Here is a 24,838-nt window from a genome sequence, read left to right on the forward strand (position 1 = left end):
GGCAAACCTCGCCCTCACGACACCATGCGCACCACGTACGGTGTCATGCCGCCCCAGCGTACCGGCGAGATCTTCACGAACGATCCCGACTGCGGCGCCTCGAGCATCTGCCCGTCGCCGAGATACAGCGCGACGTGCTGGCTGGCGTTGGGCCCGTAGAAGATCATGTCGCCCCGTCTCATCTGCGACGACGGAACCTGGGTACCGGCCGTGTACTGGTAGCCGGTGTAGTGCGGGAGCGAGATGCCGATGCCCGCGAACGCGTAGATCATCAGTCCGGAGCAGTCGAAGCCGACCTTGGCGTAGTCGCCGTGGACATCGGCGACGCCGCCGTCGCGAATACCGCGGGTCGGGCCGTTCTCGTTGCCACCACCCCACGCGTACGGGACGCCGATCTGGGACATCGCACGGTCGATGACGATCTCCACCGCAACGGGACCGGTGACGGACGGACGCGACGGGGTCCCGGGCGTCGAATTCGGTGTGGAGGGGCGGGAACCCGATCCCCCGGTCCCCGATCCGGGAGTCTCCACGACGGGGTCGCCCGGATCCGGGTTCTCCCAGTCGATCCCACCGTCGTCGCCGCTGTCCTCGTCTTCGTCCTCGTCGGGGATCGTGCCGCTGTCGGTGCCATCCGGGACGGATCCATCGTCGGTACCGTCTGGGACGGTTCCACCGTCGGTACCGTCCGGGACCGTGGCGTCGTCGGTGTAGTCCGGTGCAGCCGTGTCGGTGCCACTCGTATCGGTGCCACTCGTATCGGTGCCACTCGTATCGGTATCACTGCCCTCCGGCGCTCCGGATTCGGTGGTGACCTCACCCGGTGAGGCGACGTCGCTCTCGCCGGTCGACGGAGACTCCTCGATCAGCGTGTGGGGGCGACGGCCGTTGGCGAGTTCCGCCGCACGTTCCCGGGCTGCGGCGTCGGCGGCGACACGCTCGGCTGCCTCGGCTGCCGCGACCCGTGCCGCCTCGGCGGCCGCCGCGGCAGCTGCTTCCTCGGCTGCGCGGCGACGCTCCCAGTAGTCCTGGTACTGCGCGCGTTGCCCTTCCAGGCCCGCAACGTTCACGCGGGCCCGGTCGAGTTCGCTCTGCGCGTTCGCACGTTCCTGCTCGATGCGCGACTTCTCGGCAGCCTGCCGACCGAGTTCCGCTCGCGCGACGGCGATCGCGGCCTCGGCCTCGGCCCTGCGCTGCTCGGCGGCTTCCGCCGCCGCGTCGGCCTCGAGCTTGGCCGCGCGTGCCCGCGAGTGGGAGTTGGCCTCCTGGGCCCGGGCGCGCTGGAGCGCATCGAGCACCGCGGTGCGCCCGGCGGACAGCAACCGCATGACCTGGGCGCGGTCGAGCAGATCGTCGGGACCGTCGACGTCGAGGAAGGCCGCGAGGGAGACCGAGTTGGCGCCACGGGTGTAGCTGTCGCGGACGAACGCGTCGAAGTTCTTCTGGGCAGCGGCGATCCGGTCGGCGGCGTCGTCGAGTGCGCGGCGGGAATCCACGACCACCCGTTCGGCGAGATCCGCCGCGTCGCGCGCGCTCTGGAGATCGACGAGGGCGCGGTTGACGTCCTCGCGGCGGATGGCGACCTGCGCGTCGAGCTCGGCGAGCTGCTGATCCGCGTCGGCGATCCGGACGATCAGCTGCCCGACCCGGTCGATGTTGGCCGCGACGGCCGCACCTGCCCGGTCGATCTCGGCGTCCGAGGGGTTCGGCGGCGGGGGCGGTGCGGCGGACGCCGTCGTGGTCACGGTGAGGAGCACGGCTGTGACCAACCCCAAACCGGCGAGGAGCGTGCCTGTGCGCGTCCGCGGGGTGCGACCGGCCGTCGGACTGTCGGGTCGACGGCCTGCAGTGAGCGTCGTAGCGGTGCCGTCCGGCCCCGACCGTCGCGGAATCCCTCCGTGGATACCGAACCGTCTCACTTGCATCTCCCTCGGTCGCACCTGGTGGCCGAGACATCCGGCCGGACGACCCGAGGAAGGCAGGCAGCATCCGCTCGCCGTGGGTGCCCCACGGCTCACACGCTGCAGTCGTACACCGGCTGCGGACAGCGTCCCCACGAGCCGGGTTGTGACACACCTTCCCCAAGAGCGTCATGAGAACCGTACGACACCTCAGGGGTATGTCGCATGACAGTCACGAAGATCGGCCGGAAGAACTCCGAAAGAACACGGAGCGGACACCGAGGAACACCGTGAGGACAACGAACGATCTTCCCTGCCGGATTCCGTCACGATCGGGGCGAGGACAACCCGGAGAAGATCTCCGCGGTGACGGGAAAGAGACCTCAGACGTCCTTGGCCGATGACGATCCGTTACCTCCGGCAACGGTCGCGTCACCGTCCGCGCGGCGGCGTTTGGCGAGCCAGGTCGCGCCGGCCGCAAGGGCGACCACCGCGACGATCAGCAGCGTCATCAGCGTCCAGGGCGGTGACGGCTCGAGCACCGAGTCGACGAAGTTGCGTGTGGAGACCACCGGATCGCCGGTGTAGGTGCGATCCTGGGCGGCCTCGAGAGTGACGCGGTCGAGATCCTCGCTGAACGTCCCGACCCATCCCGGGCTGAGGACCAGCACCGTTCCGCCGTCCTCGGCGCCGACCTCCGTCGCGAGATCGCGCAGCTGCGAATCCATACGGGGGTCCCGGTCGAGTACGACCACGCTGAGGTCGATCCCGTTCTCCTGCGCGCGCTGCACCTCGGCGACGAGGTCGTCGACGTACTGCGAGGGCGCCGCCACCTGGTCGTCGGCGAGATCGGCGAGCACTTTTTCGACCGAGACCCCGGCAGGAAGATCCGTGAGCGCAGGGCCCGGTATGCGAAGCAGTGGCGCAGACATCTCTCTCCGGTGGTGCAGGGTCGGAAGCCGGGCGATACGGCGATCCGGTCGCGCGGAGACGACACGAAGCGCCACACCCGTGCGGCAAGGGAGAACACTACGCGATCGCGCGACGGCGGCTCGAAGCACTCGTCGCGAGCAGGACCGATGCCGGTGGGACGCCTCGTCGACACGACGGACCCGACTTCGGTTCAATACAGGACAAGCGTACTGTTAGAATCGAGGGCGAGACGCCACGACTACTGCATCCGGGCCACGGGCCGCGGGCGGACGTCGTGTGCCTCGCTTCAGCCGTCGACACAGCCCCGTCGGCGGCCAGCCGAAACGACGAGTGGAGCTGACGTGAGCACCAGTAGTGATTCGTTCGGCGCCAAGGGTTCGCTGCAGGTCGGAGACAACTCCTACGAGATCTTCCGCCTGTCGGCCGTCCCCGGCACCGAGAAACTTCCTTACTCTTTGAAGGTCCTGGCCGAGAACCTGCTGCGCACCGAGGACGGTGCCAACATCACGGCCGATCACATCCGGGCCATCGCCAACTGGGATCCCTCCGCCGACCCGAGCATCGAGATCCAGTTCACGCCCGCGCGCGTGATCATGCAGGACTTCACGGGTGTCCCCTGTGTCGTCGACCTCGCCACCATGCGTGAGGCCGTGACCACCCTGGGCGGCGACCCGAACAAGGTCAACCCCCTCTCCCCCGCCGACATGGTCATCGACCACTCGGTGATCCTCGACTACTTCGGTCGCGCCGACGCCCTCGAGCGCAACGTCGACCTCGAGTACGAGCGCAACGGCGAGCGTTACCAGTTCCTGCGCTGGGGCCAGGGTGCCTTCGACGACTTCCGCGTCGTTCCCCCGGGCATGGGCATCGTCCACCAGGTCAACATCGAGTACCTGGCCCCGACCGTCATGGTCCGCAACGGGCAGGCCTACCCCGACACCTGCGTCGGCACCGACTCGCACACGACGATGGTCAACGGCCTCGGCGTGCTCGGCTGGGGCGTCGGCGGCATCGAGGCCGAGGCCGCGATGCTCGGCCAGCCGGTCTCCATGCTCATCCCGCGCGTGGTCGGCTTCAAGCTCACCGGTGAGATCCAGCCCGGCGTGACCGCGACCGACGTCGTGCTCACCGTCACCGACATGCTGCGCAAGCACGGCGTCGTCGGCAAGTTCGTCGAGTTCTACGGCGCCGGCGTGGCCGAGGTCCCCCTCGCCAACCGCGCGACCCTCGGCAACATGAGCCCCGAGTTCGGTTCGACCGCAGCGATCTTCCCGATCGACGGCGAGACCATCAACTACCTGCGCCTGACCGGCCGCAGCGACGAGCAGCTCGCTCTCGTCGAGGCGTACGCCAAGGAGCAGGGCCTGTGGCACGATCCGAGCCGCGAGCCCGAGTTCTCCGAGTACCTCGAGCTCGACCTGTCGACGGTCGTCCCGTCGATCGCCGGCCCGAAGCGCCCGCAGGACCGCATCCTGCTGTCCGAGTCGAAGGTCGCCTTCCGCAAGGACATCCACAACTACGTGGAGGAGAACCTCCCGGCCGAGCACACCAAGCTCGACGAGGCCGTCGAGGAGACCTTCCCGGCGTCCGACCCGGCCGTGCTGTCCTTCGCGGACGACGGTGCCGTCGACGTCCACTCGGCCGCCAACGGCGCCCACGGACGTCCGTCGAAGCCGGTCAAGGTCGTCTCCGAGGAGCGCGGCGAGTTCGTCCTCGACCACGGCGCCGTCGTGGTCGCGGGCATCACCTCCTGCACCAACACCTCCAACCCGTCGGTCATGCTCGGCGCCGCGCTGCTCGCCCGCAACGCCGTCGAGAAGGGCCTGTCCACCAAGCCGTGGGTCAAGACCAACATGGCTCCGGGTTCGCAGGTCGTCAACGACTACTACGAGAAGGCCGGCCTGTGGCCGTACCTCGAGAAGCTCGGCTTCTACCTCGGTGGCTTCGGTTGCACCACCTGCATCGGTAACACCGGCCCGCTGCCCGAGGAGATCTCGAAGGCCGTCAACGACAACGACCTCTCGGTCACCGCGGTGCTCTCCGGCAACCGCAACTTCGAGGGTCGTATCTCCCCCGACGTGAAGATGAACTACCTGGCCTCGCCGCCGCTGGTCATCGCGTACGCGCTCGCGGGCACGATGGACTTCGACTTCGAGACCGACGCGCTGGGCAAGGACAAGGACGGCAACGACGTCTTCCTGAAGGACATCTGGCCTTCCGCCCAGGAGATCGACGACACCATCAAGTCGGCGATCAACCAGGACATGTTCCGCAAGTCCTATGCCGACGTCTTCAAGGGCGACGAGCGCTGGCAGAACCTCGAGACCCCCGAGGGCGACACCTTCGCGTGGGACGAGGACTCGACGTACGTCCGCAAGGCTCCGTACTTCGAGGGCATGACGATGGAGCCGGACGCGGTCAGCGACATCAAGGGCGCTCGCGTCCTCGCGCTGCTCGGCGATTCGGTCACCACCGACCACATCAGCCCGGCCGGTCCGATCAAGCCGGGTACCCCGGCCGCGCAGTACCTCGACGCCCACGGTGTCGAGCGCAAGGACTACAACTCGCTCGGTTCGCGTCGTGGCAACCACGAGGTCATGGTCCGCGGCACCTTCGCGAACATCCGTCTGCAGAACCAGCTGCTCGACGGGGTCTCCGGTGGTTACACCCGCGACTTCACCCAGGACGGTGCTCCGCAGGCGTTCATCTACGACGCCTCGCAGAACTACCAGAAGGCCGGCATCCCGCTGGTCGTCCTCGGTGGCAAGGAGTACGGTTCCGGCTCCTCGCGTGACTGGGCCGCCAAGGGCACCCGCCTGCTCGGCGTCAAGGCCGTCATCACCGAGTCCTTCGAGCGCATCCACCGCTCGAACCTCATCGGCATGGGCGTCATCCCGCTGCAGTTCCCGGCGGGCGAGTCGGCCGCGTCGCTGGGCCTGACCGGCACCGAGGTCTTCGACATCGAGGGCATCGAGAAGCTCAACGAGGGCGTCACGCCGAAGACCGTCAAGGTCACGGCGACCAAGGACAACGGCGAGAAGGTCACCTTCGACGCTGTCGTCCGCATCGACACCCCCGGTGAGGCGGACTACTACCGCAACGGCGGCATCCTGCAGTACGTGCTGCGGAACATGATCCGCGGCTGAGAGCAGTGCTCGTGACCCGATCGGTCACATCCGTGTGAAGCGGCGGGCCCGGGACGAGACTCGTCTCGGGCCCGCCGTCTCCATCGAGCCGAAAGGAAGTGGCGCGTGCCCAAGGTCAGTGAGGACCATCTCGCCGCGCGGCGCAGGCAGATCCTCGACGGTGCCCGTCGCTGCTTCGCCGAATACGGTTACGACGGCGCGACCGTGCGACTGCTCGAAGATGCCACGGGTCTGTCCCGTGGCGCGATCTTCCACCATTTCAAGGACAAGGACGGACTGTTCCTCGCCCTCGCCCAGGAGGATGCGAGACGGATGGCCGACGTCGCGGCCAACGAGGGTCTCGTGCAGGTCATGCGCGACATGCTGTCCTCCCCCGACCAGTTCGACTGGCTCGGGACGCGGCTCGAGATCACGCGTCGCCTCCGCACCGACCCCGAGTTCGCGAAGGCGTGGATGCAGCATTCGGCCGAACTCACCGAGGCCACCGTCGGACGTCTCGAACGGCAGCGGGAAGCGGGCCGGCTGCGCGACGACGTACCGACCGAAGTCGTCCTGGGTTATCTCGACCTCGTGCTCGACGGGCTCGTCGCCCGCCTCGCTTCAGGCCACACCGAACAGGACCTCGTCGCGGTTCTCGACCTCGTCGAGGAATCCGTGCGCCGCCGCGACTGACGCGCCGGATCCGTTCCTCACGCCTTCTCGTCGCTCGCTGCCGCCCGACGACGGTTCGGGCCGCCGCGGCCCCTCAGCCGCACCTGCGACTCCACGAGAACGTTGTGCACGAAACCGTAGGATCGACCGGTTTCCTGGGCAAGCCTCCGAATGCTCGCGCCCTCCTCGTAGCGGCGCTTCAGATCCTCTTGCAAGCGGTCCCGCGATTCCCCTGTAACTCGGGCTCCCTTCGCGTAGGTCGTCTCTCCACCACCGGAATTTCGCGCCATCGGATCCTCCCTGCGCCCTCGCCAAAGGTCCCTTTCCCAGGCTAGAGGACTGTCAGGTTGCGCGGACGCAGATCGGACCAGCGGGAGCGGATCAGGGGGCGGATCCGACCGGGAGCCCGATCAGGCGAGCTGGATGAGCTCGAGGTATTCGTGCGACCAGTGGTCCTCGGTCCCGTCGGGAAGCAGGATCACACGTTCCGGGTCGAGGGCCTCGGCCGCACCCGGATCGTGGGTGACCAGCACGACGGCACCCTCGTAGCTCCGCAGCGCGTCGAGCACCTGCTCGCGCGAGACGGGATCGAGGTTGTTGGTCGGCTCGTCGAGGAGCAGCACGTTCGCCGCGGACGAGACGAGCCCCGCCAGGGCGAGTCGCGTCTTCTCACCGCCGGAGAGCGTTCCGGCCGGCTGCTCGAGCTGCGGACCGGTGAACATGAACGCGCCGAGCAGTCCTCGCAGGTCCTGTTCGCCGGCGTCGGGAGCGGCGTGCCGGATGTTCTCCCACACCGACGCCGAGTCGTCGATGGTGTCGTGTTCCTGCGCGAAGTAGCCGATCTTGAGGCCGTGGCCGGGTACGAGCTCGCCGAGATCGGGTGTCTCCACTCCGGCGAGAAGACGCAGCAGGGTGGTCTTTCCAGCGCCGTTGAGACCGAGGATGACCACACGGCTGCCGCGGTCGATAGCGAGGTCGACGCCGGTGAAGATCTCGAGCGAACCGTAGACCTTGGTCAGTTCCTTCGCCATCAGCGGAGTCTTCCCGCAGGCGGCCGGCGTGGGGAACCGGATCTTGGCGACCTTGTCGGCGACGCGCACGTCGTCGAGGTCGTCGAGAAGCTTCTCGGCGCGCTTGGCCATGTTCTGAGCCGCGGTGGCCTTCGTGGCCTTCGCTCCGAGCTTCGCGGCCTGCTTCTGCAGGGCGGACGCCTTCTTCTCGGCGTTCGCACGCTCACGGCGACGACGCTGCTCGTCGGTGGCACGCGCGTCGAGGTACTTCTTCCAGCCCATGTTGTAGATGTCGGCCTCACCGCGCACCGCGTCGAGGAACCACACCTTGTTCACGACATCGGCGAGCAGGTCGACATCGTGGCTGATGACGATCAGACCGCCGTCGTGGTTCTGCAGGAAGCCCCGCAGCCAGGTGATCGAGTCGGCGTCGAGGTGGTTGGTCGGCTCGTCGAGCAGCAGCGTGGTGTCGGACTTCCCGCCGGACCCGTCCGAGGCGGCGAACAGGATGCGGGCGAGTTCGACACGGCGGCGCTGACCACCCGACAGCGTGTGCAGCGGCTGGCCGAGGACGCGGTCGGGCAGGCCGAGGCTGTGACAGATGCTCGCGGCCTCGGATTCGGCGACGTATCCGCCGAGCGTCGCGAAACGCTCTTCGAGCGAACCGTACTTGCGCACGGCACGGTCGCGGATCTTCTCGTCGACGGCCTCCGCCATGAGTGCCTGCTGCTTCTCCATGCTGCGGAGGATCTCGTCGAGGCCTCGCGCCGAGAGCACCCGGTCCTTGGCGAGGACGTCGAGATTGCCCTCCTTGGGATCCTGCGGGAGGTAACCGATATCTCCGGAACGGATCACGGTGCCGGCGTAGGGTTCGCCTTCACCCGCGAGGATCCGCAGGGTCGTGGTCTTGCCGGCACCGTTGCGCCCCACGAGGCCGATCCGGTCCCCGGCCTGCACCCGCAGCCCCGAGCCGGGGGCGGTGAGCAGCGTCCGCACGCCGGCGCGGACTTCGAGGTCGGTAGCGGTGATCACGCACGGGCTCCTAGAACGAAAGACGATGGATGGGTGCCATGGTGGCAAACAGCCGGGCACACGAACCACTCATTTTACCGTGACAGCACCTCTCCCCCACGGTGAGATGCACTACCCCTCGCCACGCGCGGCCGGGTTCTCCCCGCGCGCGACCTAGGCTGGCGCCCGTGACCCACCTTCCCTCCACCGACCTCGTCGTGGCCGGACTCGGCCCCGCCGGCCGTGCATTGGCGTTCCGTGCCGCCGCGGCCGGACTGTCGGTGACGGCCGTCGACGTGCGTCCGCAGCGTCGGTGGTCCGCGACCTACGCAGCGTGGGCCGACGAACTGCCCGCCTGGCTGCCCGACGAGGTGGTGGCAGCACGCATCGACAGGCCCGCGGCGTGGACGACCGGGCCCCGCATCGTCGATCGCGCCTACCGGGTGCTGGACACGGCGTGCCTGCAGGACTTCCTCGCCCTCGACGCCGTCACGGTGGTCACGGATCGGGTACGCGACGTCGATGTGGACGGCGTGGTCCTCGGCGACGGACGCCGGGTGACTGCTCGCTACGTCGTCGATGCCCGCGGGGTGCCCGCCGATCCGGAACGTGCCCAGCAGACGGCATTCGGGCTGATCGTCGACGATGCGACCGCAGCTCCGGCACTCGACGGCCACGACGCCTGGTTCATGGACTGGCGCCGCGACAACGGCACGGGCCCCGACGACGTGCCGTCCTTCCTGTACGCGGTGCCGATCGGCGGCGGACGCACGATCCTCGAGGAGACCTGCCTCGTCGGCCGCCCGGCACTCGGTCTCGGCGAACTCGAACGGCGCCTGCACATCCGCCTCGCAGCGCGAGGCGTGCGCACGACCGGCGACGAGCAGGTCGAACGGGTGCGCTTCGCCGTCGAGGGCGCACCGACGGCACCCGGGGTGATCGGCTTCGGCGCTCGCGGTGGTCTCATGCATCCGGCCACGGGATACGCGGTGGCCACCGCCCTGTCCACCGCGGATGCGGTGATCGACGCGATGCGCCGCGGCGAGGACCCGCAGCGCGTCCTGTGGCCGGTGCGCGCCCGCTCGGTGGCGACCCTGCGGCAGATGGGACTGCGGGTCCTGCTGCGACTCGACGCACGTGGAGCGATCGAGTTCTTCGACGCGTTCTTCGCTCTGCCGGTCGAGCAGCAACGCGCCTACCTGTCCGGTCGCGACGACGCGACCGGCGTGGCGGCCACGATGTGGCGCCTGTTCCGGGTGCTGCCGACGGGTGCGCGCACGACGATTCTGCGTTCACTCCGCTGATCCGCCGGGTGCGGCGTGTGGCGAACGTCTCGGTAAACCGCCCGGTGAGTTTCGCAGCTTTCCAGCGTGGTCCCGCGGTGTCGATCATGATGGACACATGCGGTCGATCTGGAAAGGCTCACTCGCGTTCGGCCTCGTCAACGTGCCGGTGAAGGTGTACTCGGCAACCGAGTCACACGACATCTCCTTCCACCAGGTGCACGCGAAGGACGGCGGGCGGATCAAGTATCAGCGTGTGTGTACCGAGTGCGGTGAGGTCGTCCCCTACCAGGAGATCGACAAGGCGTACGACTCCGAGGACGGCGAGCGGGTCGTGCTCACCGACGAGGACTTCGAGAAACTCCCGGCCGCCGAGAAACACGAGATCCCGGTGCTGCAGTTCGTGCCCACCGAGCAGATCGACCCGATCCTGTTCGAGAAGTCCTACTATCTCGAACCCGATTCGTCGTCGCCGAAGGCCTACGGCCTGCTCGCCGCCACTCTCGAACAGAGCGACCGGACGGCGCTGGTGCACTTCACCCTTCGCCAGCGCACCCGGCTGGCCGCCCTGCGCACCCGCGACGGACTGCTCATCCTGCAGACCCTGCTGTGGCCAGACGAGGTCCGAGCGGCCGAGTTCGAGTCGCTCGACGACATCGAGAAGCCGAAACAACGCGAACTCGCGATGGCCGAGACCCTGGTCGAGTCGATGTCCGACGATTTCGATCCCACCGAATTCACCGACGAGTACCAGGTGGAACTGCGCACGCTGATCGACGAGGCCCTCGCCCGCGGCGGCGAGAAGGTCTTCCAGGTCGCCGAACACGACACCGGTGAAGAGGACGCCGAGGTGCTGGACCTCGTGGCGGCCCTGCAGCGCAGCGTCGATGCGGCGGGCAAGAAGGTCCCGTCCGGTTCGTCCTCCGGCGGGAAGAAGTCCTCGAAGGACGACGATGAGGACGAAGGCACGAAGAAGAAGGCCCCCGCGAAGAAGACCGCGTCGAAGAGTTCGGCGTCGAAGAGTTCGGCGTCGAAGAGTTCGGCGGCCAAGAAGACTCCTGCGAAGAAGAGCACGGCGAAGAAGACCGCGTCCAAGAGCTCGGCAGTCAAGAAGACTCCTGCGAAGAAGACGGCCGCCAAGAAAACCTCCGGCGAACGCAAAGGCGCCTGACCTCCGACGGGAAGTCGAAGATCAGGCGCCGAGGCTCGGAACCGGAGACTGCCGGATCAGACGGTGAATCCGAGTGCGCGCAGCTGCTCGCGTCCGTCGTCGGTGATCTTGTCGGGACCCCACGGCGGCATCCACACCCAGTTGATGCGCAGCTCGTCGCACAGGCCGCTGCGCACGAGTGCGCCCCTGGCCTGCTCCTCGATGACATCGGTGAGGGGGCACGCCGCCGAGGTGAGCGTCATGTCCACGGTCACGGTCTCGTCGACCTCGGAGATCCCGTAGACGAGACCGAGATCGACGACGTTGATGCCGAGCTCGGGGTCGACGACGTCGCGCAGCGCTTCCTCGAGTTCGTCGAGGCGGCCCGGATCCAGCGGCGGGGCCGTGGCCGCGACCAGCGTCGAGGTCTCGTCCGCGCCGGCGTCGGCCGTCGGATTCTCGTCGGTGTTCACGGTGCCCGGTGCGGGTTCGGTCATCAGTTCTGTCCTCCGCTCGAAAGGGTGTGCGCGCCGCCCGCCAGGTCGGCGGGGGCGGCGTCCACGGTCTGCGCGACCGCGTCCTTGAAGGCCATCCAGCCCAGCAACGCGCACTTCACGCGCGCCGGGTACTTCGCGACGCCGGCGAACGCGATGCCGTCGCCGATCAGGTCCTCGTCGCCTTCGACGGTCCCGCGGCTGCCGACCATCTCGACGAACCCTTCGACGATCTTCAGCGCGTCGCCGAGCGGAACGCCGATCACCTGGTCGGTGAGCACGGACGTCGATGCCTGGCTGATCGAGCAGCCCTGCCCGTCGTAGGAGACGTCGCTGACGGTGTCGCCGTCGATGTGCACGCGCAGGGTCACCTCGTCGCCGCAGGTCGGGTTGACGTGGTGCACTTCGGCGCCGAACGGTTCGCGCAGTCCGCGATTGTGTGGGTGCTTGTAGTGGTCCAGGATCACTTCCTGGTACATCTGCTCCATCCGCATCGGATCACGCCTCCCCGAAGAACTTCTGGGCGCGCCGGATCGCCGCGCCGAGTGCCTGCACCTCGTCCGGCGTGTTGTACACGGCGAACGATGCGCGGGCGGTCGCGGCCACCCCGAAGCGGCGGTGCAGCGGCCAGGCGCAGTGGTGTCCGACCCGGATCTCGACGCCCTCGTCGTCGAGGATCTGGCCGAGATCGTGGGCATGGATTCCGTCCACGACGAACGACACCGCCCCGCCGCGCTGTTCGGCGGTCGTGGGTCCGATGATGCGCACGCCGTCGATGCCGCCCAGCTCGGCGAGTGCCGCAGCGGTCAGGTCGTGTTCGTGTGCGGCGACGGCGTCCATGCCGATGTCCTGCAGGTAGCGCACGGCGGCACCGAGGCCGACTGCCTGCGAGACCATGGGCGATCCGGCCTCGAATCGCTGCGGCGGTGCGGCGAAGGTCGTGGCCTCCATCGTCACCGTCTCGATCATCGAGCCACCTGTGATGAACGGCGGCACGTCGGCGAGCAGGTCGCGGCGACCGTAGAGGACGCCGACGCCGGACGGACCGAACATCTTGTGTCCGGAGAACGCCGCGAAATCCACACCGAGAGCACGGAAGTCGACGGCCATGTGCGGCACCGACTGGCACGCGTCGAGCACGACGATCGCGCCGACCTCCTTCGCGCGCCGCACGATCTCCTCGACGGGAGCAACCGCACCGGTCACGTTCGACTGGTGCGTGAACGCCACGACCTTCACGGCGTCGGTCAGCGTCAGCGAATCGAGATCGATGCGACCGTCGTCGGTGACCCCGTACCAGCGCAGGGTGGCACCCGTGCGCCGTGCGAGTTCCTGCCACGGAACGAGATTCGCGTGGTGCTCGAGTTCGGTGACGACGATCTCGTCACCGGGGCCGAGCCGGTGCGGGAACCGGTCGTCGGCGAAGGCGTACGCGACGAGGTTGAGCGACTCGGTGGCGTTCTTGGTGAACACCACCTCGTCGATGTCGACCCCGACGAAGGACGCGATGACGGCGCGGGCGTCCTCGTACGAGTCGGTCGCCTCCTCCGACAACGCGTGCGCACCGCGGTGCACGGCCGCGTTCCGCGTCGCGAGGAACTCACGCTCGGCATCGAGCACCTGTACCGGGCGCTGGGAGGTGGCCCCCGAGTCGAGGTAGACCAGGGGTTTGCCGTCGCGCACCGTGCGCGCGAGGATCGGGAAATCGGCCCTGATCCGGGCGATGTCCAAGGTCCGCACCGGCACCGTCATCCGATCACGCTCCTTGCGTTGCTGCCTGGGTGAAACGAACGTAGCCGTTGGTCTCGAGCTCGTCGGCGAGCTCCGGGCCACCGGACTCGACGACGCGGCCACCCACGAAGACGTGCACGAACTGCGGCTTGATGTAGCGCAGGATGCGGGTGTAGTGGGTGATGAGCAGGACGCCGCCGTTCTCGTTCTCCTGGTAGCGGTTCACGCCCTCGGAAACGACACGCAGCGCGTCCACGTCGAGGCCGGAGTCGGTCTCGTCGAGGATGGCGATCTTCGGCTTGAGCAGACCCAGCTGCAGGATCTCGTGCCGCTTCTTCTCGCCACCGGAGAAGCCCTCGTTGACGCTGCGCTCGCCGAAGGCGGGATCGATGTCCAGCTCGGACATCGCCTCCTTGACCTCCTTGACCCAGTGGCGCAGCTTGGGGGCCTCGCCGCGCACGGCGGTCGCGGCGGTGCGGAGGAAGTTCGACATCGACACGCCGGGCACCTCGACCGGGTACTGCATGGCGAGGAACAGGCCGGCGCGGGCGCGCTCGTCGACGCTCATCTCGAGCACGTCCTCACCGTTGAGGGTGATGCTGCCCGAGGTGATCTCGTACTTGGGGTGGCCGGCGATCGCGTACGACAGGGTGGACTTGCCGGAGCCGTTGGGGCCCATGATGGCGTGCGTCTCACCCGAGCGGACCGTGAGGTTCACGCCCTTGAGGATGTCGATCGGCTCGGCGTTCTCGTCGGTCTGTGCGACGCGGACGTGCAGGTCCTTGATCTCGAGGACGTTCGAAGGTGTGGACATCGAAATGCGTTTCCTTAGTGAAGTATCGGGAGTACGGGGAGGCAGGGCCGGTCAGGCGCCGACGGCGGCGAGTTCCGCCTCGATGGCGGCCTCGAGCCGTTCGCGGACCTCGGTGACCGTGATGCGCTCGAGCAACTCGTGGAAGAAGCCGCGGACGACGAGGCGACGCGCTTCCTCCTCGGGGATACCGCGAGCACGCAGGTAGAACAGCTGCTCGTCGTCGAAGCGACCGGTCGCCGACGCGTGTCCGGCACCGACGATCTCACCGGTCTCGATCTCGAGGTTCGGCACCGAGTCGGCACGCGCACCGTCGGTGAGCACCAGGTTGCGGTTGAGCTCGAAGGTGTCGGTGCCCTCGGCCTCGGCGCGGATGAGCACGTCGCCGATCCACACGGTGTGCGCGTCGGGCTTGCCGGAGGCCGGATCGCCCTGCAGCGCACCCTTGTACACGACGTTCGACTTGCAGTTCGGCTGCGAGTGGTCGACGAGCAGGCGCTGCTCGAAGTGCTGACCGGCGTCGGCGAAGTACAGGCCGAGCAGTTCGGCGTCGCCGCCGGGGCCGTCGTACTTGGTGGTCGCCGACACGCGCACCAGATCGCCGCCGAGCGCCACGGTGAAGTGGCGAAGCACGGCATCGCGGCCGAGGCGAGCGTGGTGCGCGGCGACGTGCACGGCGTCGTCGGCCCAGTCCTGCACCGCGACGACCTTCAGCTGTGCGCTGTCGCCGAGCACGAACTCGATGTTCTCGGCGTAGGTGCCGCTGCCGCGCTGGTCGATGACGAGCGTGAGGTTGGCGAACGCCTCGAGCCGGATCTGCACGTGTCCGTAGGCGACGGCGCCCTCGCCCGGTCCCGTGATCGTCACGGTGACGGGCTCGGCGACCTCGACCTCGCGGCCGACGGTGAGGACGGTCGCGGTCTCGAACGACGAGTACGCCTGTGCTGCGATCCGGTCGAACGGCACACCGGCCTGCCCGAGTCGCGCGTCGTCGCGCGCCACGGTCTCGACCTGCACACCGTCGACCGGGGTGACCTCGACGGTCGCGGTGCCGGTCGCGGGAGCGGTGCCGTCGTGCAGACCGCGCAGGCGGCGCAGCGGAGTGAACCGCCACACCTCGTCGCGTCCCGACGGGACCTCGAAGGCGTTCACATCGAACGACGTGAAGACCTCACCCTTGTTGATTGCCGGCTTGCCGGCGGTGTTGATTGCCGGCTTGCCGGCAGTGTTGACGGCCGGCACCCGGTTCTCGGCGCGCACGGCATCCTGCACTCCGGTAGCAGGAGTGTTCTTCGCTTCCGCAGTCATTTAGCCGACTGCCCCTTCCATCTGCAGTTCGATCAGGCGATTGAGTTCGAGGGCGTACTCCATCGGCAGTTCCTTGGCGATGGGCTCGACGAACCCGCGCACCACCATCGCCATGGCCTCGTCCTCGTCGAGTCCGCGGCTCATGAGGTAGAACAGCTGGTCGTCGCTCACCTTCGAGACGGTCGCCTCGTGACCCATCGTGACGTCGTCCTCACGGATGTCGACGTACGGGTAGGTGTCGGAACGGCTGATCTGGTCGACGAGCAGCGCGTCGCACTTGACGGTCGACTTCGAGCCGTGGGCGCCCTTGTTGACCTGCACGAGGCCGCGGTAGGAGGCACGTCCACCGCCGCGCGCCACCGACTTCGACACGATGGTCGAGGAGGTGTGCGGCGCCAGGTGCAGCATCTTCGCGCCGGTGTCCTGGTGCTGGCCCTCGCCGGCGAAGGCGACGGAGAGCACTTCACCGCGAGCGTGCTCGCCCATCATCCACACGGCCGGGTACTTCATCGTCACCTTGGAACCGATGTTGCCGTCGATCCATTCCATCGAGCCGCCGGCCTCGACCTTGGTGCGCTTGGTCACCAGGTTGTAGACGTTGTTCGACCAGTTCTGGATGGTCGTGTAGCGGCAGTGTCCGCCCTTCTTGACGATGATCTCGACGACCGCGGAGTGCAGCGAGTCGGACTTGTAGATCGGGGCGGTGCAGCCCTCGACGTAGTGCACCGAGGCGCCCTCGTCGACGATGATCAGGGTCCGCTCGAACTGGCCCATGTTCTCCGTGTTGATGCGGAAGTAGGCTTGCAGCGGAATGTCGACGTGCACACCCGGCGGGACGTAGATGAACGAGCCACCCGACCACACCGCGGTGTTCAGGGCGGAGAACTTGTTGTCGCCGGCCGGGATGACCGTGCCGAAGTACTCCTTGAACAGCTCGGGGTGCTCGCGCAGGCCCGAGTCGGTGTCGAGGAAGATCACGCCCTGGCTCTCGAGGTCCTCGCGGATCTGGTGGTAGACCACCTCGGACTCGTACTGGGCGGCGACACCGGCGATGAGGCGCTGCTTCTCCGCCTCCGGGATGCCCAGCCTGTCGTAGGTGTTCTTGATGTCCTCGGGGAGCTCGTCCCAGCTCGCGGCCTGCTTCTCCGTCGAGCGCACGAAGTACTTGATGTTGTCGAAGTCGATTCCGTCGAGGTTCGAGCCCCACACCGGCATCGGCTTCTTGTCGAAGGTGCGCAGCGCCTTGAGGCGGATATCGAGCATCCACTCGGGCTCGTTCTTCTTGGCGGAGATGTCCCGCACGACCTCTTCGGACAGGCCGCGCTGCGCCGTGGCACCCGCGGTGTCGGGGTCCGCCCAGCCGTATTCGTAGTGGCCGAGAGAATCGATCGTCTCTTCCTGCGTCAGCGGCGCGGTTCCGGACGTCTGATCCGATGCGACGGTCATGCGAGCTCCTTCCGGAGTCTGGTGGGCGTCGGCGCGGGCTGTGCGTCGACGGTCGACGGGTGGGTGGATGTCTTCCTGATGTGCCCTGGTTCGCGGAGCACTCGCGGTGGGATCGTCACGTAGGCGGCTCCGGACGGGGCGCGTCCGCTCTGGAGAGAACGGGCACGTGTGTCGTGCAGAAGGCGTCGCCGTTCGCGATCGTCGCGAGGCGTTGCACGTGGGTTCCGAGGATCCGCACGAAGGCCTCTTGCTCCGCCTCGCACAGTTCGGGGAACTGCTCCGCGACGTGCGAGACCGGGCAGTGGTGCTGGCAGATCTGCACGCCGGTGCCGACGCGGCGGGTCGAGGCGGCGAAACCGGAGGCGGTGAACGCTCCGGCGATCTCCTCGGCGACGCTCTCGACGTCGTCGACGTTCTCGTCGGCGGGCGCGATGGTGCCGAGGATCGAGTCCACACGGCGGCGTGCGAAGTCCTCCACGGCAGCGTCGCCGCCGAGTTCGCGGAGGTGCCGCATGGCGGCGGTGGCGAGATCGTCGTAGGAGTGCCCGAGGCGGGCGCGTCCGACGGCGGTGAGCTGGAAGCGGCGGGCGGGGCGGCCACGACCGCGTCCTTGCCTGCGCGGCGGCGCGGCGGCCTGCGCCTCACCGGACTCGATGAGCGCGTCGAGATGGCGTCGCACGCCCGCGGCGCTGAGCCCCAGACGCTCGCCGATCTCCGGCGCGGTGATGGGACCTTCTTCGAGCAGCAGCTGCACGACGGCGGCGCGGGTCTGACCCTCCGGGATCTCGCGGCCCGTCGAAGCAGGATTCTTGCGGGTGTCCTCGACGCGCGACGCCGTCGCGGCAGGTGCGTGACCTGCGCGTTCTGCGGTGTCGGTGGTGTCGGACGGGTATTTCACAACACCAGTGTGACGGAATTCGGAAGCACGGTCCACCAAGGGTGCCCTTTGTTACACCTCGTGACGGAGCCGTCGGAGACCACCCTCGTCGTCCCGTTACGCTTCTGACGTGCCGTCGACTCCTCCCCTGTCCGCCCCGCACACGACGTCTCCGTCGCCGGGCCGATCCGGGGTCCGCGAACGGCTGCACGTGTGGATCCGACGCGCTCTGGGCCTCGACGCCCCGGGACCACACGCCGATGTCTCGGTCGTCCTGCACGGCGACGAGATCGAAGGTCGCGGACTCGACGCGATCGAGAACGTCTACCTCCACCGCATCCGGCTGCTCGGCGCCACCGGTGCCGTCCTCATGGCAGTCGGGGCACTCGGCGCCGGCGCCCAGCCGGTCCTGCAGAACCCCGTGCAGGGCGTCCGCGCCCTCGGACTGGCGGCACGCATGCCGAGCGCCGCCCTCACGACGACCATGATCGGCACGGCGCTGGTGATCCTCGCCTGGTTGCTGCTCGGCCGGTTCGCGATCGGCCGGGGCGCACCGGACGGTCCCGTGCGCCGACTGTCCCGGTCGCAGCTCGACCGCACCTTGCTGCTGTGGATCCTTCCGCTGGTCGTCGCTCCGCCGATGTTCAGCAAGGACGTCTACTCGTATCTCGCGCAGAGCGAGATTGCCGCGCGCGGGCTCGATCCCTACGCGATCGGTCCGGCCGGCGCGCTGGGGGTCGACCACGTCCTGACCCGGACGGTGCCGAACATCTGGCGCGACACCTCGGCCCCCTACGGCCCGGCCTTCCTGTGGATCGGCGAGAAGATCACGTACCTCACGGGCGAGAACATCGTGGCCGGCATCTTCGTCCACCGGCTGCTCGCGCTCGTGGGTGTGGCCCTGATCGTGTGGGCGCTGCCGCGGCTCGCCCGCCGGTGCGGCGTTGCGTCGGTGAGCGCGTTGTGGCTCGGTGCCGCAAACCCGCTGTTGCTCTTCCACCTGGTCGCGGGCATCCACAACGAGGCCCTGATGCTCGGGCTCATGCTCGCCGGTGTCGAGCTCGCGCTGCGGGCCGTCCACCCGGACGACGAGGCGGCCTCGCGCCTGCGTCTCGCGGGGTGGCTCGCGGCCGGCACCGCGCTGATCGCCCTGTCGTCGATGATCAAGGTGCCCTCGCTGCTCGCGCTCGGATTCGTCGGCATGGCCCTTGCCCGCAAGTGGGGTGGCGGCTTCCGCGCCGTGCTCGCCGCCGCCGCGATCCTCGGCATCGGGACCTGTGTCGTCATCGGCGCTGTGAGCTGGGGCAGCGGCCTGGGCTTCGGCTGGACGAAGACCCTGGGCACCGCCACGGAGGTCCGCAGCTGGATGTCGATCCCGACCCTGCTCGGCATGGGTACCGGCCTCGGCGGCGTGCTGCTCGGTCTCGGCGACCACACGACGGCCGTGCTGTCCATCACGCGCCCCATCGCAGCGCTGGTGGCCGCTTTCGTCACGATGCGCATGCTGCTCGCGGTGCTCATGGGACGGATCCATCCGGTCGGTGCGCTGGGGGTCTCGCTGGGCGCGATCGTGCTGCTCTTCCCGGTCGTGCAACCGTGGTACCTGCTGTGGGCGGTGATCCCGCTCGCGGCCTGGGCGACCCGTCCGGTCTTCCGGATCCCCACCATCGCGTTCTCGTCGGTTGTCGGCATGATCCTCATGCCCAACGGCAGCGAATACCAACCGTTCATCATCGTCCAGGCGTCGATCGCGACCATCGTCGTGGTCGGTCTGATCATCGTCGCCACACGCTCCCGGCTGCCGTGGCGGCTGCAGGAGCGCACACCACCGCGTCCGGCGGAAACCGCGGACGCCTAGGCTGGAACCCTGTGATCCCGAGTTCTCCCGCCGGTGCGGTACCGGCCGTGCGCCTGGACGGCGTCGTCAAGACCTACGGGGGCGTCACCGCCGTGAACGGTCTCGATCTGACCGTCGAACGCGCCCAGGTGCTCGCCCTCCTCGGCCCGAACGGCGCCGGTAAGACCACCACCGTGGAAATGTGCGAGGGGTTCGTCACTCCCGACATGGGCACAGTCCGCGTCCTGGGGCTCGATCCCGTCGCCGATTCCGACGCCCTCCGCCCCCGGATCGGCGTGATGCTGCAGGGTGGCGGCGCCTATCCTGGTTCGCGGGCCGGTGAGATGCTCGACCTGGTGGCGGCGTACTCGGCGGATCCCCTCGACCCCGACTGGCTGCTCCAGCGTCTCGGGCTCACCGACGCCCGCCGCACCCCCTACCGCCGATTGTCGGGCGGACAACAGCAACGCCTCGCGCTCGCATGCGCGCTGGTGGGGCGCCCCGAACTGGTGTTCCTCGACGAACCGACGGCGGGTCTCGACGCACAGGCCCGGCTGCTCGTCTGGGAACTGATCGACGCACTGCGCCGCGACGGTGTGAGCGTGCTGCTCACCACCCACCTCATGGACGAGGCGGAAGAGCTCGCCGACGAGATCGTCATCATCGATCACGGGCGGGTGGTCGCCGCAGGGACACCCGACGAAGTCACCCGCGACGGCGCCGAGGGCCAGCTGTGGCTGTCCGCGCCTCCGGGCCTCGACCTGAGTGCCCTGCAGTCCGCCCTGGCCGGCACCCACCGGATCCGGGAGGACAATCCCGGGCGGTATCTCGTCGAGGGCACGATCGAACCGTCCGTCGTCGCGGCGGTGGCGACCTGGTGCGCGAATCTGGGCGCACTGGCAACCGAGATCCGGGTGGATCAGCGCAGCCTCGAGGACGTCTTCCTCGAGTTGACCGGTCGGGAGTTGAGAGGGTGAGCGTGACCCACGATCGTCTGGCGAACAACCGGTTCGCGGAAGGGACCTTCACCCCGCGACCGCAGCCGAACTCGCCGTCGAAGATGCTCGCGGCGCAGACCGCCATGGAACTCAAGTTGCTGCTGCGCAACGGCGAGCAGCTCCTACTGACCATGTTCATTCCGATCACGCTGCTGATCGGCCTGTCGCTGCTACCGATCGGCGATCTCGGCGACTCGCGGGTCGACAGCGTGCTGCCAGCGGTGATGATGGTGGCCGTGATGTCGACGGCGTTCACCGGTCAGGCGATCGCCGTGGGCTTCGACCGCCGCTACGGCGCGCTCAAGCGGATCGGCGCGACCGCGCTGCCCAAGTGGGGAATCATCGCTGGCAAGAGCGCGGCGGTGGGCATCGTCGTCGTCCTGCAGGCCGTGTTGCTCGGTGCCATCGGGCTGGCCCTGGGCTGGCGCCCCTCCCCCGTCGACCTGCTCATCGGGGCGGTCGTCATCGCCTTGGGCACGGTGATGTTCGCGACACTGGGGCTGCTGCTCGGTGGAACCCTGCGCGCCGAGATCGTGCTCGCCCTCGCGAACATCGTGTGGTTCGTGCTGTTGGGCATCGGCAGCGTCGTGGTGCTCGGCGACGTGATCCCCGAAGCGGTGGTCCACCTGCTGCGGATCGTGCCGTCGGGGGCGTTGACGCTCGCGCTCGAGAACGCCACCTCGGGTGTGTTCGACTGGTTGTCGATCGTCTCGCTGCTCGTGTGGACGGTGATCGGCGGCACCGCCGCGGCGCGCTGGTTCCGCTTCACCTGAGTCGTGGGCGGCCCGATCGGGCACGACCCAACTACAGCGTGTAGTGGTTCACGCCGTACCATCGAACCGTGTTGTATCGCGGCTACCTGAGCCTTGTCGACCGTCTCCCCCTGCCGTCGCTGCGGACGCAGAAGATCATCGCGTTCCTCACGATTCTCACCCAGGGCGGCATCGCAGTGACCGGCTCGGTCGTCCGCGTCACCGCCTCCGGACTGGGTTGCCCGACCTGGCCGCAGTGCTTCCCCGGGTCGCTGGTCCCGGTGGGTGTGTCGAGCGGGGTGAACACCCTGCACCAGGTGGTCGAGTTCGGCAACCGGCTGCTGACCTTCGTGGTCGTGGCCGTCGCAGCCGCGATCGTCCTGGCCGTCACCCGTGCGCGGCGCCGCAAGGAGGTCATCGCCTGGGCGTGGTTGATGCCGGCAGGCACCGTGCTGCAGGCGATCATCGGCGGCATCACCGTCCTGGCCGGTCTCGCCTGGTGGACGGTCGCGATCCACCTGCTCGCATCGATGCTCATGGTGTGGCTGGCGACAGTGCTCTACGCGAAGGTGAGCGAGCCGGACGACGGCACGGTGGTGCAGGTATTGCCCCAGCCGCTGCGCCGGCTCACCGCCTTGTCGGGTGTCGCGCTCGCCGTGGTCCTCGTGCTCGGCACGATGGTCACCGGCGCCGGCCCGCACGCCGGAGACAAGAGCGTCGACAGACCCGTCCCGCGCCTCGCGCTCGACATCACCAATCTCGTCCACCTGCACGCCGAAGCGCTCATCGGCTATCTCGCGCTGCTGATCGGCCTCACCTTCGCCGTCTACGCGGTCCATGCACCCCGAGCCGTCACGCTGCGTCTGAAGGTCGTCCTGGCCCTGGTGGTCGCACAGGCCGGCATCGGCCTCGTCCAGTTCTGGACGGACGTGCCTGCCGTGCTGGTCGTCTTCCACGTCGCCGGCGCCGGACTGTGCACGGCGGCGACCGCCGCGGTCTGGGCGGCCGGACGGACGCGCACGACCGCACCGGATCGCGAGCCCGTTCCGGCCTGACCGTTCGACGACGCGGCCCCTCCCCGGACTTCCGGGAAGGGGCCGCGTGTCGTCGTACGGATGTCGGGCGGTCAGCGCTCGTTGCGGGCCTTGGGGAACTTCGTCTGACGTGCCACCCAACCGGCCATCTTCGCCCAGTGACCCTTCTGCGGGTTGGCGATGCTGGTGACCTCGCGGTCCCACTCGGAGACGGTGACGTCGGGGATCTCCTCGACGATGGCGCGCGCCGTCGGGAGGTCCTTCGCGACGCGGTCGCCGAGGGTGCCGTCGGCGGCGACCACGGTGATCCGGACGCCGGACAGACCGATCGGCTGCAGCACGGCCTTCCCGGAACCTCCGTGCTCGGCGACGAAGCTGCGGATGGACGAGACGATGTCGGCCGGTGCGGCCACGACCTGTGTTTCGACGCTCATGTCTGCAGAATACTGTGAGCGCTATGCACGCAATCGAAGTGGCACAGCACGGAGGCCCCGACGTCCTCGTCCCCGTCGAACGACCCGACCCCTCGCCCGGACCGGGTGAGCTGCTGGTTCGCACCGACGCGATCGGCGTCAACTTCATCGACACCTACTTCCGCACCGGCCTCTACGGCACGGAGCTGCCGTACATCCCGGGCTCGGAGGGCACGGGCACGGTCGTCGCCCTCGGCGAGGGTGTGCGGGACACGGCGGTAGGCGACCGAGTGTCGTGGTGCGAGGCACCCGGCTCGTACGCCGAACTGGTCCGCGTCCGCGAGCAGGTCGCCGTGCCGGTCCCGGACTCGGTGCCGGCCGAGCAGGCCGCCTCGGTCCTCCTGCAGGGCATGACCGCGCACTACCTGCTGAACTCCGTCCACCCGGCACAGCCCGGCGAGACGGTGCTCGTCCACGCAGGTGCCGGTGGTGTGGGGCTGATCCTGACGCAACTCGCCGTCGCGAAGGGCGTGCGGGTGATCACCACCGTGTCCTCCGACGAGAAGGAGGCCCTGTCGCGGGAGGCCGGCGCCGCGGAGGTGCTGCGCTACGGCGACGACCTCGCCGAGAAGGTGCGCGAGCTCACCGACGGCGAGGGGGTGGCCGCAGCCTACGACGGTGTCGGTGCCGCGACCTTCGAGGCGTCGCTCGCGTCCGTCCGTGTGCGCGGCACGGTCGCGCTGTTCGGTGCCGCGAGCGGACCCGTCCCGCCCTTCGACCTGCAGCGGCTGAACCCGGCGGGTTCGCTGTTCGTCACGCGGCCGACCCTCGTGCACTACACCCGAGACCGCGAGGAGCTGCTGTGGCGGGCGGGCGACGTGCTCGGGGCGCTCGCCGACGGGTCGCTGAAGCTCCGCGTGGGAGCGAGCTATCCCCTCGCCGAGGCCGCCCGCGCCCACGCCGATCTCGAAGGACGCCGGACCACCGGATCGATCGTCCTGATCCCGTGATCTCCGGACCCGGCACGACGAACGCCCCGGCCGCTCGGCCGGGGCGTTCGTCGTGAAGCGTGGATCAGAAGTACGAGCCGATCGTCGGCAGTGCGAGCACGGAGTCGATCGCCAGGCCCAGGCACACCACCGCGAGGTAGTTGTTGGACTGGAGGAACAGCTTGAGCGGCTTGACCGACGCCCCGCCGCGCACACTGTTGAACAGCTGGTGCGCGACGATCAGGAACCAGGCGCCCGCGAGCAGCGCGACGGCCGCGTAGATCACACCGGCGGCCGGGACGATCACCAGCGTCGCGATCACGGTCGCCCAGGTGTAGAGCACGATCTGCTTCGTGACGTGCTGCTCGGTGGCGATGACCGGCAACATCGGCACGCCGGCTGCCTTGTAGTCCTCCTTGTAACGCATCGCGAGCGCCCAGGTGTGCGGCGGCGTCCAGAAGAAGATGACCAGGAACAACACGATGGGTTCCCAGCTCAGCGAACCCGTCACGGCGGCCCAGCCGACCATCACGGGCATACATCCGGCAGCCCCGCCCCAGACCACGTTCTGCCAGGTCCGGCGTTTGAGCACCATCGTGTACACGAGCACGTAGAACGCGATCGTCGCCACGACCAGCAGTCCGGCCAACAGGTTGGCGCGCCACCACAACCACGCGAAGGACGCGATGCCGAGCAGCATGCCGAAGACGAGGGCGTTGCGTGTCGGCACCGTCTGCCGGGCGAGCGGACGCAACGCCGTGCGTTTCATCACCTTGTCGATGTCGGCGTCGACGACGCAGTTGAGCGAGTTGGCGCTCGCCGCACCCATCCAGCCGCCGAACAGGGTGCTCAGGATGAGCACGATGTCGACGTTGCCGCGGTCGGCGAACAGCATCGCGGGAATGGTCGCGACCAGCAGGAGTTCGATCACCCGCGGCTTGGTCAACGCTATGTAGGCGAGGACGGTGCCGGAGATCCGGCCCCACGCGGTGTCGGGGCGCGGGGCGCTCGGCGCTTCGGGGGCGCCGAAGCCGTGTCCTCCCGGCCGTCGCCCTGCCCGCAC

The 24,838-nt window shown here is 68.5% G+C and carries 22 protein-coding genes; 9 read left to right on the top strand and 13 right to left on the bottom strand.

Going from position 1 to position 24,838, the window contains the following annotated elements; all coding sequences use genetic code 11:
- Nucleotides 1-14: 14 nt before the first annotated feature.
- Together NVV99_RS01870 and NVV99_RS01875 are read right to left on the bottom strand one after the other, a co-directional pair.
- On the bottom strand, nucleotides 15-1,919 hold the full coding sequence (locus NVV99_RS01870; protein ID WP_024100825.1) for an NlpC/P60 family protein: 1,905 nt from the start codon (nucleotides 1,917-1,919) through the stop codon (nucleotides 15-17).
- 365 nt (nucleotides 1,920-2,284) lie between these two features.
- Nucleotides 2,285-2,833, bottom strand: coding sequence for a DUF6676 family protein (locus NVV99_RS01875; RefSeq protein WP_024100824.1), 549 nt, complete (start codon nucleotides 2,831-2,833; stop codon nucleotides 2,285-2,287).
- Between the two features lie 342 nt (nucleotides 2,834-3,175).
- On the opposite strand from NVV99_RS01875, the gene acnA reads away from it, so the two are divergent.
- Entirely contained in the window at nucleotides 3,176-5,980 is a 2,805-nt protein-coding gene (gene acnA / locus NVV99_RS01880; protein WP_016695699.1) for an aconitate hydratase AcnA, read from the top strand.
- A 105-nt stretch (nucleotides 5,981-6,085) separates the two neighbouring features.
- The gene (locus NVV99_RS01885) at nucleotides 6,086-6,652 is read left to right on the top strand and encodes a TetR/AcrR family transcriptional regulator (RefSeq protein ID WP_016691734.1); all 567 of its coding nucleotides are present in this window, start codon (nucleotides 6,086-6,088) and stop codon (nucleotides 6,650-6,652) included.
- A 17-nt stretch (nucleotides 6,653-6,669) separates the two neighbouring features.
- On the opposite strand, the gene NVV99_RS01890 is transcribed toward NVV99_RS01885, so the two are convergent.
- Nucleotides 6,670-6,921 carry a helix-turn-helix domain-containing protein gene (locus NVV99_RS01890; RefSeq protein ID WP_026061044.1) on the bottom strand — a complete coding sequence of 84 codons (252 nt, stop codon included), beginning with the start codon at nucleotides 6,919-6,921 and terminating at the stop codon, nucleotides 6,670-6,672.
- 120 nt (nucleotides 6,922-7,041) lie between these two features.
- Entirely contained in the window at nucleotides 7,042-8,673 is a 1,632-nt protein-coding gene (locus NVV99_RS01895; protein ID WP_024100823.1) for an ABC-F family ATP-binding cassette domain-containing protein, read from the bottom strand.
- Between the two features lie 167 nt (nucleotides 8,674-8,840).
- On the opposite strand from NVV99_RS01895, the gene NVV99_RS01900 reads away from it, so the two are divergent.
- A complete protein-coding gene (locus NVV99_RS01900; RefSeq protein WP_024100822.1) occupies nucleotides 8,841-9,956 on the top strand; it encodes a lycopene cyclase family protein in 1,116 nt (371 codons plus the stop codon).
- Nucleotides 9,957-10,053: 97 nt separating this feature from the next.
- Nucleotides 10,054-11,106 carry a Ku protein gene (locus NVV99_RS01905; protein ID WP_024100821.1) on the top strand — a complete coding sequence of 351 codons (1,053 nt, stop codon included), beginning with the start codon at nucleotides 10,054-10,056 and terminating at the stop codon, nucleotides 11,104-11,106.
- A gap of 56 nt (nucleotides 11,107-11,162) precedes the next feature.
- On the opposite strand, the gene NVV99_RS01910 is transcribed toward NVV99_RS01905, so the two are convergent.
- From NVV99_RS01910 to NVV99_RS01940, 7 genes are all read right to left on the bottom strand, one after another.
- A complete protein-coding gene (locus NVV99_RS01910) occupies nucleotides 11,163-11,582 on the bottom strand; it encodes a metal-sulfur cluster assembly factor (RefSeq protein WP_024100820.1) in 420 nt (139 codons plus the stop codon).
- Nucleotides 11,582-12,073, bottom strand: a complete 492-nt coding sequence (sufU, locus tag NVV99_RS01915) for a Fe-S cluster assembly sulfur transfer protein SufU (protein ID WP_024100819.1) — start codon at nucleotides 12,071-12,073, stop codon at nucleotides 11,582-11,584. Before sufU ends, NVV99_RS01910 begins: the two co-directional genes overlap by 1 nt.
- Nucleotides 12,074-12,077: 4 nt before the next feature.
- Nucleotides 12,078-13,331, bottom strand: coding sequence for a cysteine desulfurase (locus NVV99_RS01920; RefSeq protein WP_024100818.1), 1,254 nt, complete (start codon nucleotides 13,329-13,331; stop codon nucleotides 12,078-12,080).
- Nucleotides 13,332-13,335: 4 nt separating this feature from the next.
- The gene (gene sufC, locus NVV99_RS01925) at nucleotides 13,336-14,124 is read right to left on the bottom strand and encodes a Fe-S cluster assembly ATPase SufC (RefSeq protein WP_024100817.1); all 789 of its coding nucleotides are present in this window, start codon (nucleotides 14,122-14,124) and stop codon (nucleotides 13,336-13,338) included.
- Nucleotides 14,125-14,175: 51 nt separating this feature from the next.
- Nucleotides 14,176-15,429 carry a Fe-S cluster assembly protein SufD gene (sufD, locus tag NVV99_RS01930; protein WP_024100816.1) on the bottom strand — a complete coding sequence of 418 codons (1,254 nt, stop codon included), beginning with the start codon at nucleotides 15,427-15,429 and terminating at the stop codon, nucleotides 14,176-14,178.
- Entirely contained in the window at nucleotides 15,430-16,875 is a 1,446-nt protein-coding gene (gene sufB / locus NVV99_RS01935) for a Fe-S cluster assembly protein SufB (RefSeq protein ID WP_024100815.1), read from the bottom strand.
- Nucleotides 16,876-16,990: 115 nt separating this feature from the next.
- The gene (locus NVV99_RS01940) at nucleotides 16,991-17,809 is read right to left on the bottom strand and encodes a metalloregulator ArsR/SmtB family transcription factor (RefSeq protein ID WP_024100814.1); all 819 of its coding nucleotides are present in this window, start codon (nucleotides 17,807-17,809) and stop codon (nucleotides 16,991-16,993) included.
- A gap of 154 nt (nucleotides 17,810-17,963) precedes the next feature.
- Here NVV99_RS01940 and mptB point away from each other — a divergent pair, with 154 nt between their 5' ends.
- The 4 genes from mptB (at nucleotide 17,964) to NVV99_RS01960 (ending at nucleotide 22,394) form a co-directional block, all read left to right on the top strand.
- Nucleotides 17,964-19,610 carry a polyprenol phosphomannose-dependent alpha 1,6 mannosyltransferase MptB gene (mptB, locus tag NVV99_RS01945; RefSeq protein WP_094980516.1) on the top strand — a complete coding sequence of 549 codons (1,647 nt, stop codon included), beginning with the start codon at nucleotides 17,964-17,966 and terminating at the stop codon, nucleotides 19,608-19,610.
- Between the two features lie 11 nt (nucleotides 19,611-19,621).
- Nucleotides 19,622-20,566 carry an ABC transporter ATP-binding protein gene (locus NVV99_RS01950; protein ID WP_024100812.1) on the top strand — a complete coding sequence of 315 codons (945 nt, stop codon included), beginning with the start codon at nucleotides 19,622-19,624 and terminating at the stop codon, nucleotides 20,564-20,566.
- Nucleotides 20,563-21,360: an ABC transporter permease gene (locus NVV99_RS01955; protein WP_006551497.1), complete on the top strand. Its 798-nt coding sequence runs from the start codon at nucleotides 20,563-20,565 to the stop codon at nucleotides 21,358-21,360. The genes NVV99_RS01950 and NVV99_RS01955 overlap by 4 nt, the downstream gene beginning before the upstream one ends.
- A gap of 68 nt (nucleotides 21,361-21,428) precedes the next feature.
- Nucleotides 21,429-22,394, top strand: a complete 966-nt coding sequence (locus tag NVV99_RS01960; RefSeq protein WP_024100811.1) for a heme A synthase — start codon at nucleotides 21,429-21,431, stop codon at nucleotides 22,392-22,394.
- Between the two features lie 71 nt (nucleotides 22,395-22,465).
- Here the strand turns inward: NVV99_RS01960 and NVV99_RS01965 are convergent, their stop codons facing one another.
- Nucleotides 22,466-22,807 (bottom strand): hypothetical protein, encoded by a 342-nt coding sequence (locus NVV99_RS01965; RefSeq protein WP_006551494.1) that lies wholly within the window; start codon nucleotides 22,805-22,807, stop codon nucleotides 22,466-22,468.
- Nucleotides 22,808-22,830: 23 nt separating this feature from the next.
- Here NVV99_RS01965 and NVV99_RS01970 point away from each other — a divergent pair, with 23 nt between their 5' ends.
- Nucleotides 22,831-23,796: a quinone oxidoreductase gene (locus NVV99_RS01970; protein ID WP_024100810.1), complete on the top strand. Its 966-nt coding sequence runs from the start codon at nucleotides 22,831-22,833 to the stop codon at nucleotides 23,794-23,796.
- Nucleotides 23,797-23,860: 64 nt separating this feature from the next.
- Here NVV99_RS01970 and NVV99_RS01975 read toward each other — a convergent pair whose 3' ends face one another.
- The gene (locus NVV99_RS01975) at nucleotides 23,861-24,838 is read right to left on the bottom strand and encodes a heme o synthase (protein WP_006551492.1); all 978 of its coding nucleotides are present in this window, start codon (nucleotides 24,836-24,838) and stop codon (nucleotides 23,861-23,863) included.

This window comes from Rhodococcus sp. PAE-6, assembly GCF_025290685.1.
Taxonomy (GTDB): domain Bacteria; phylum Actinomycetota; class Actinomycetes; order Mycobacteriales; family Mycobacteriaceae; genus Rhodococcus; species Rhodococcus pyridinivorans.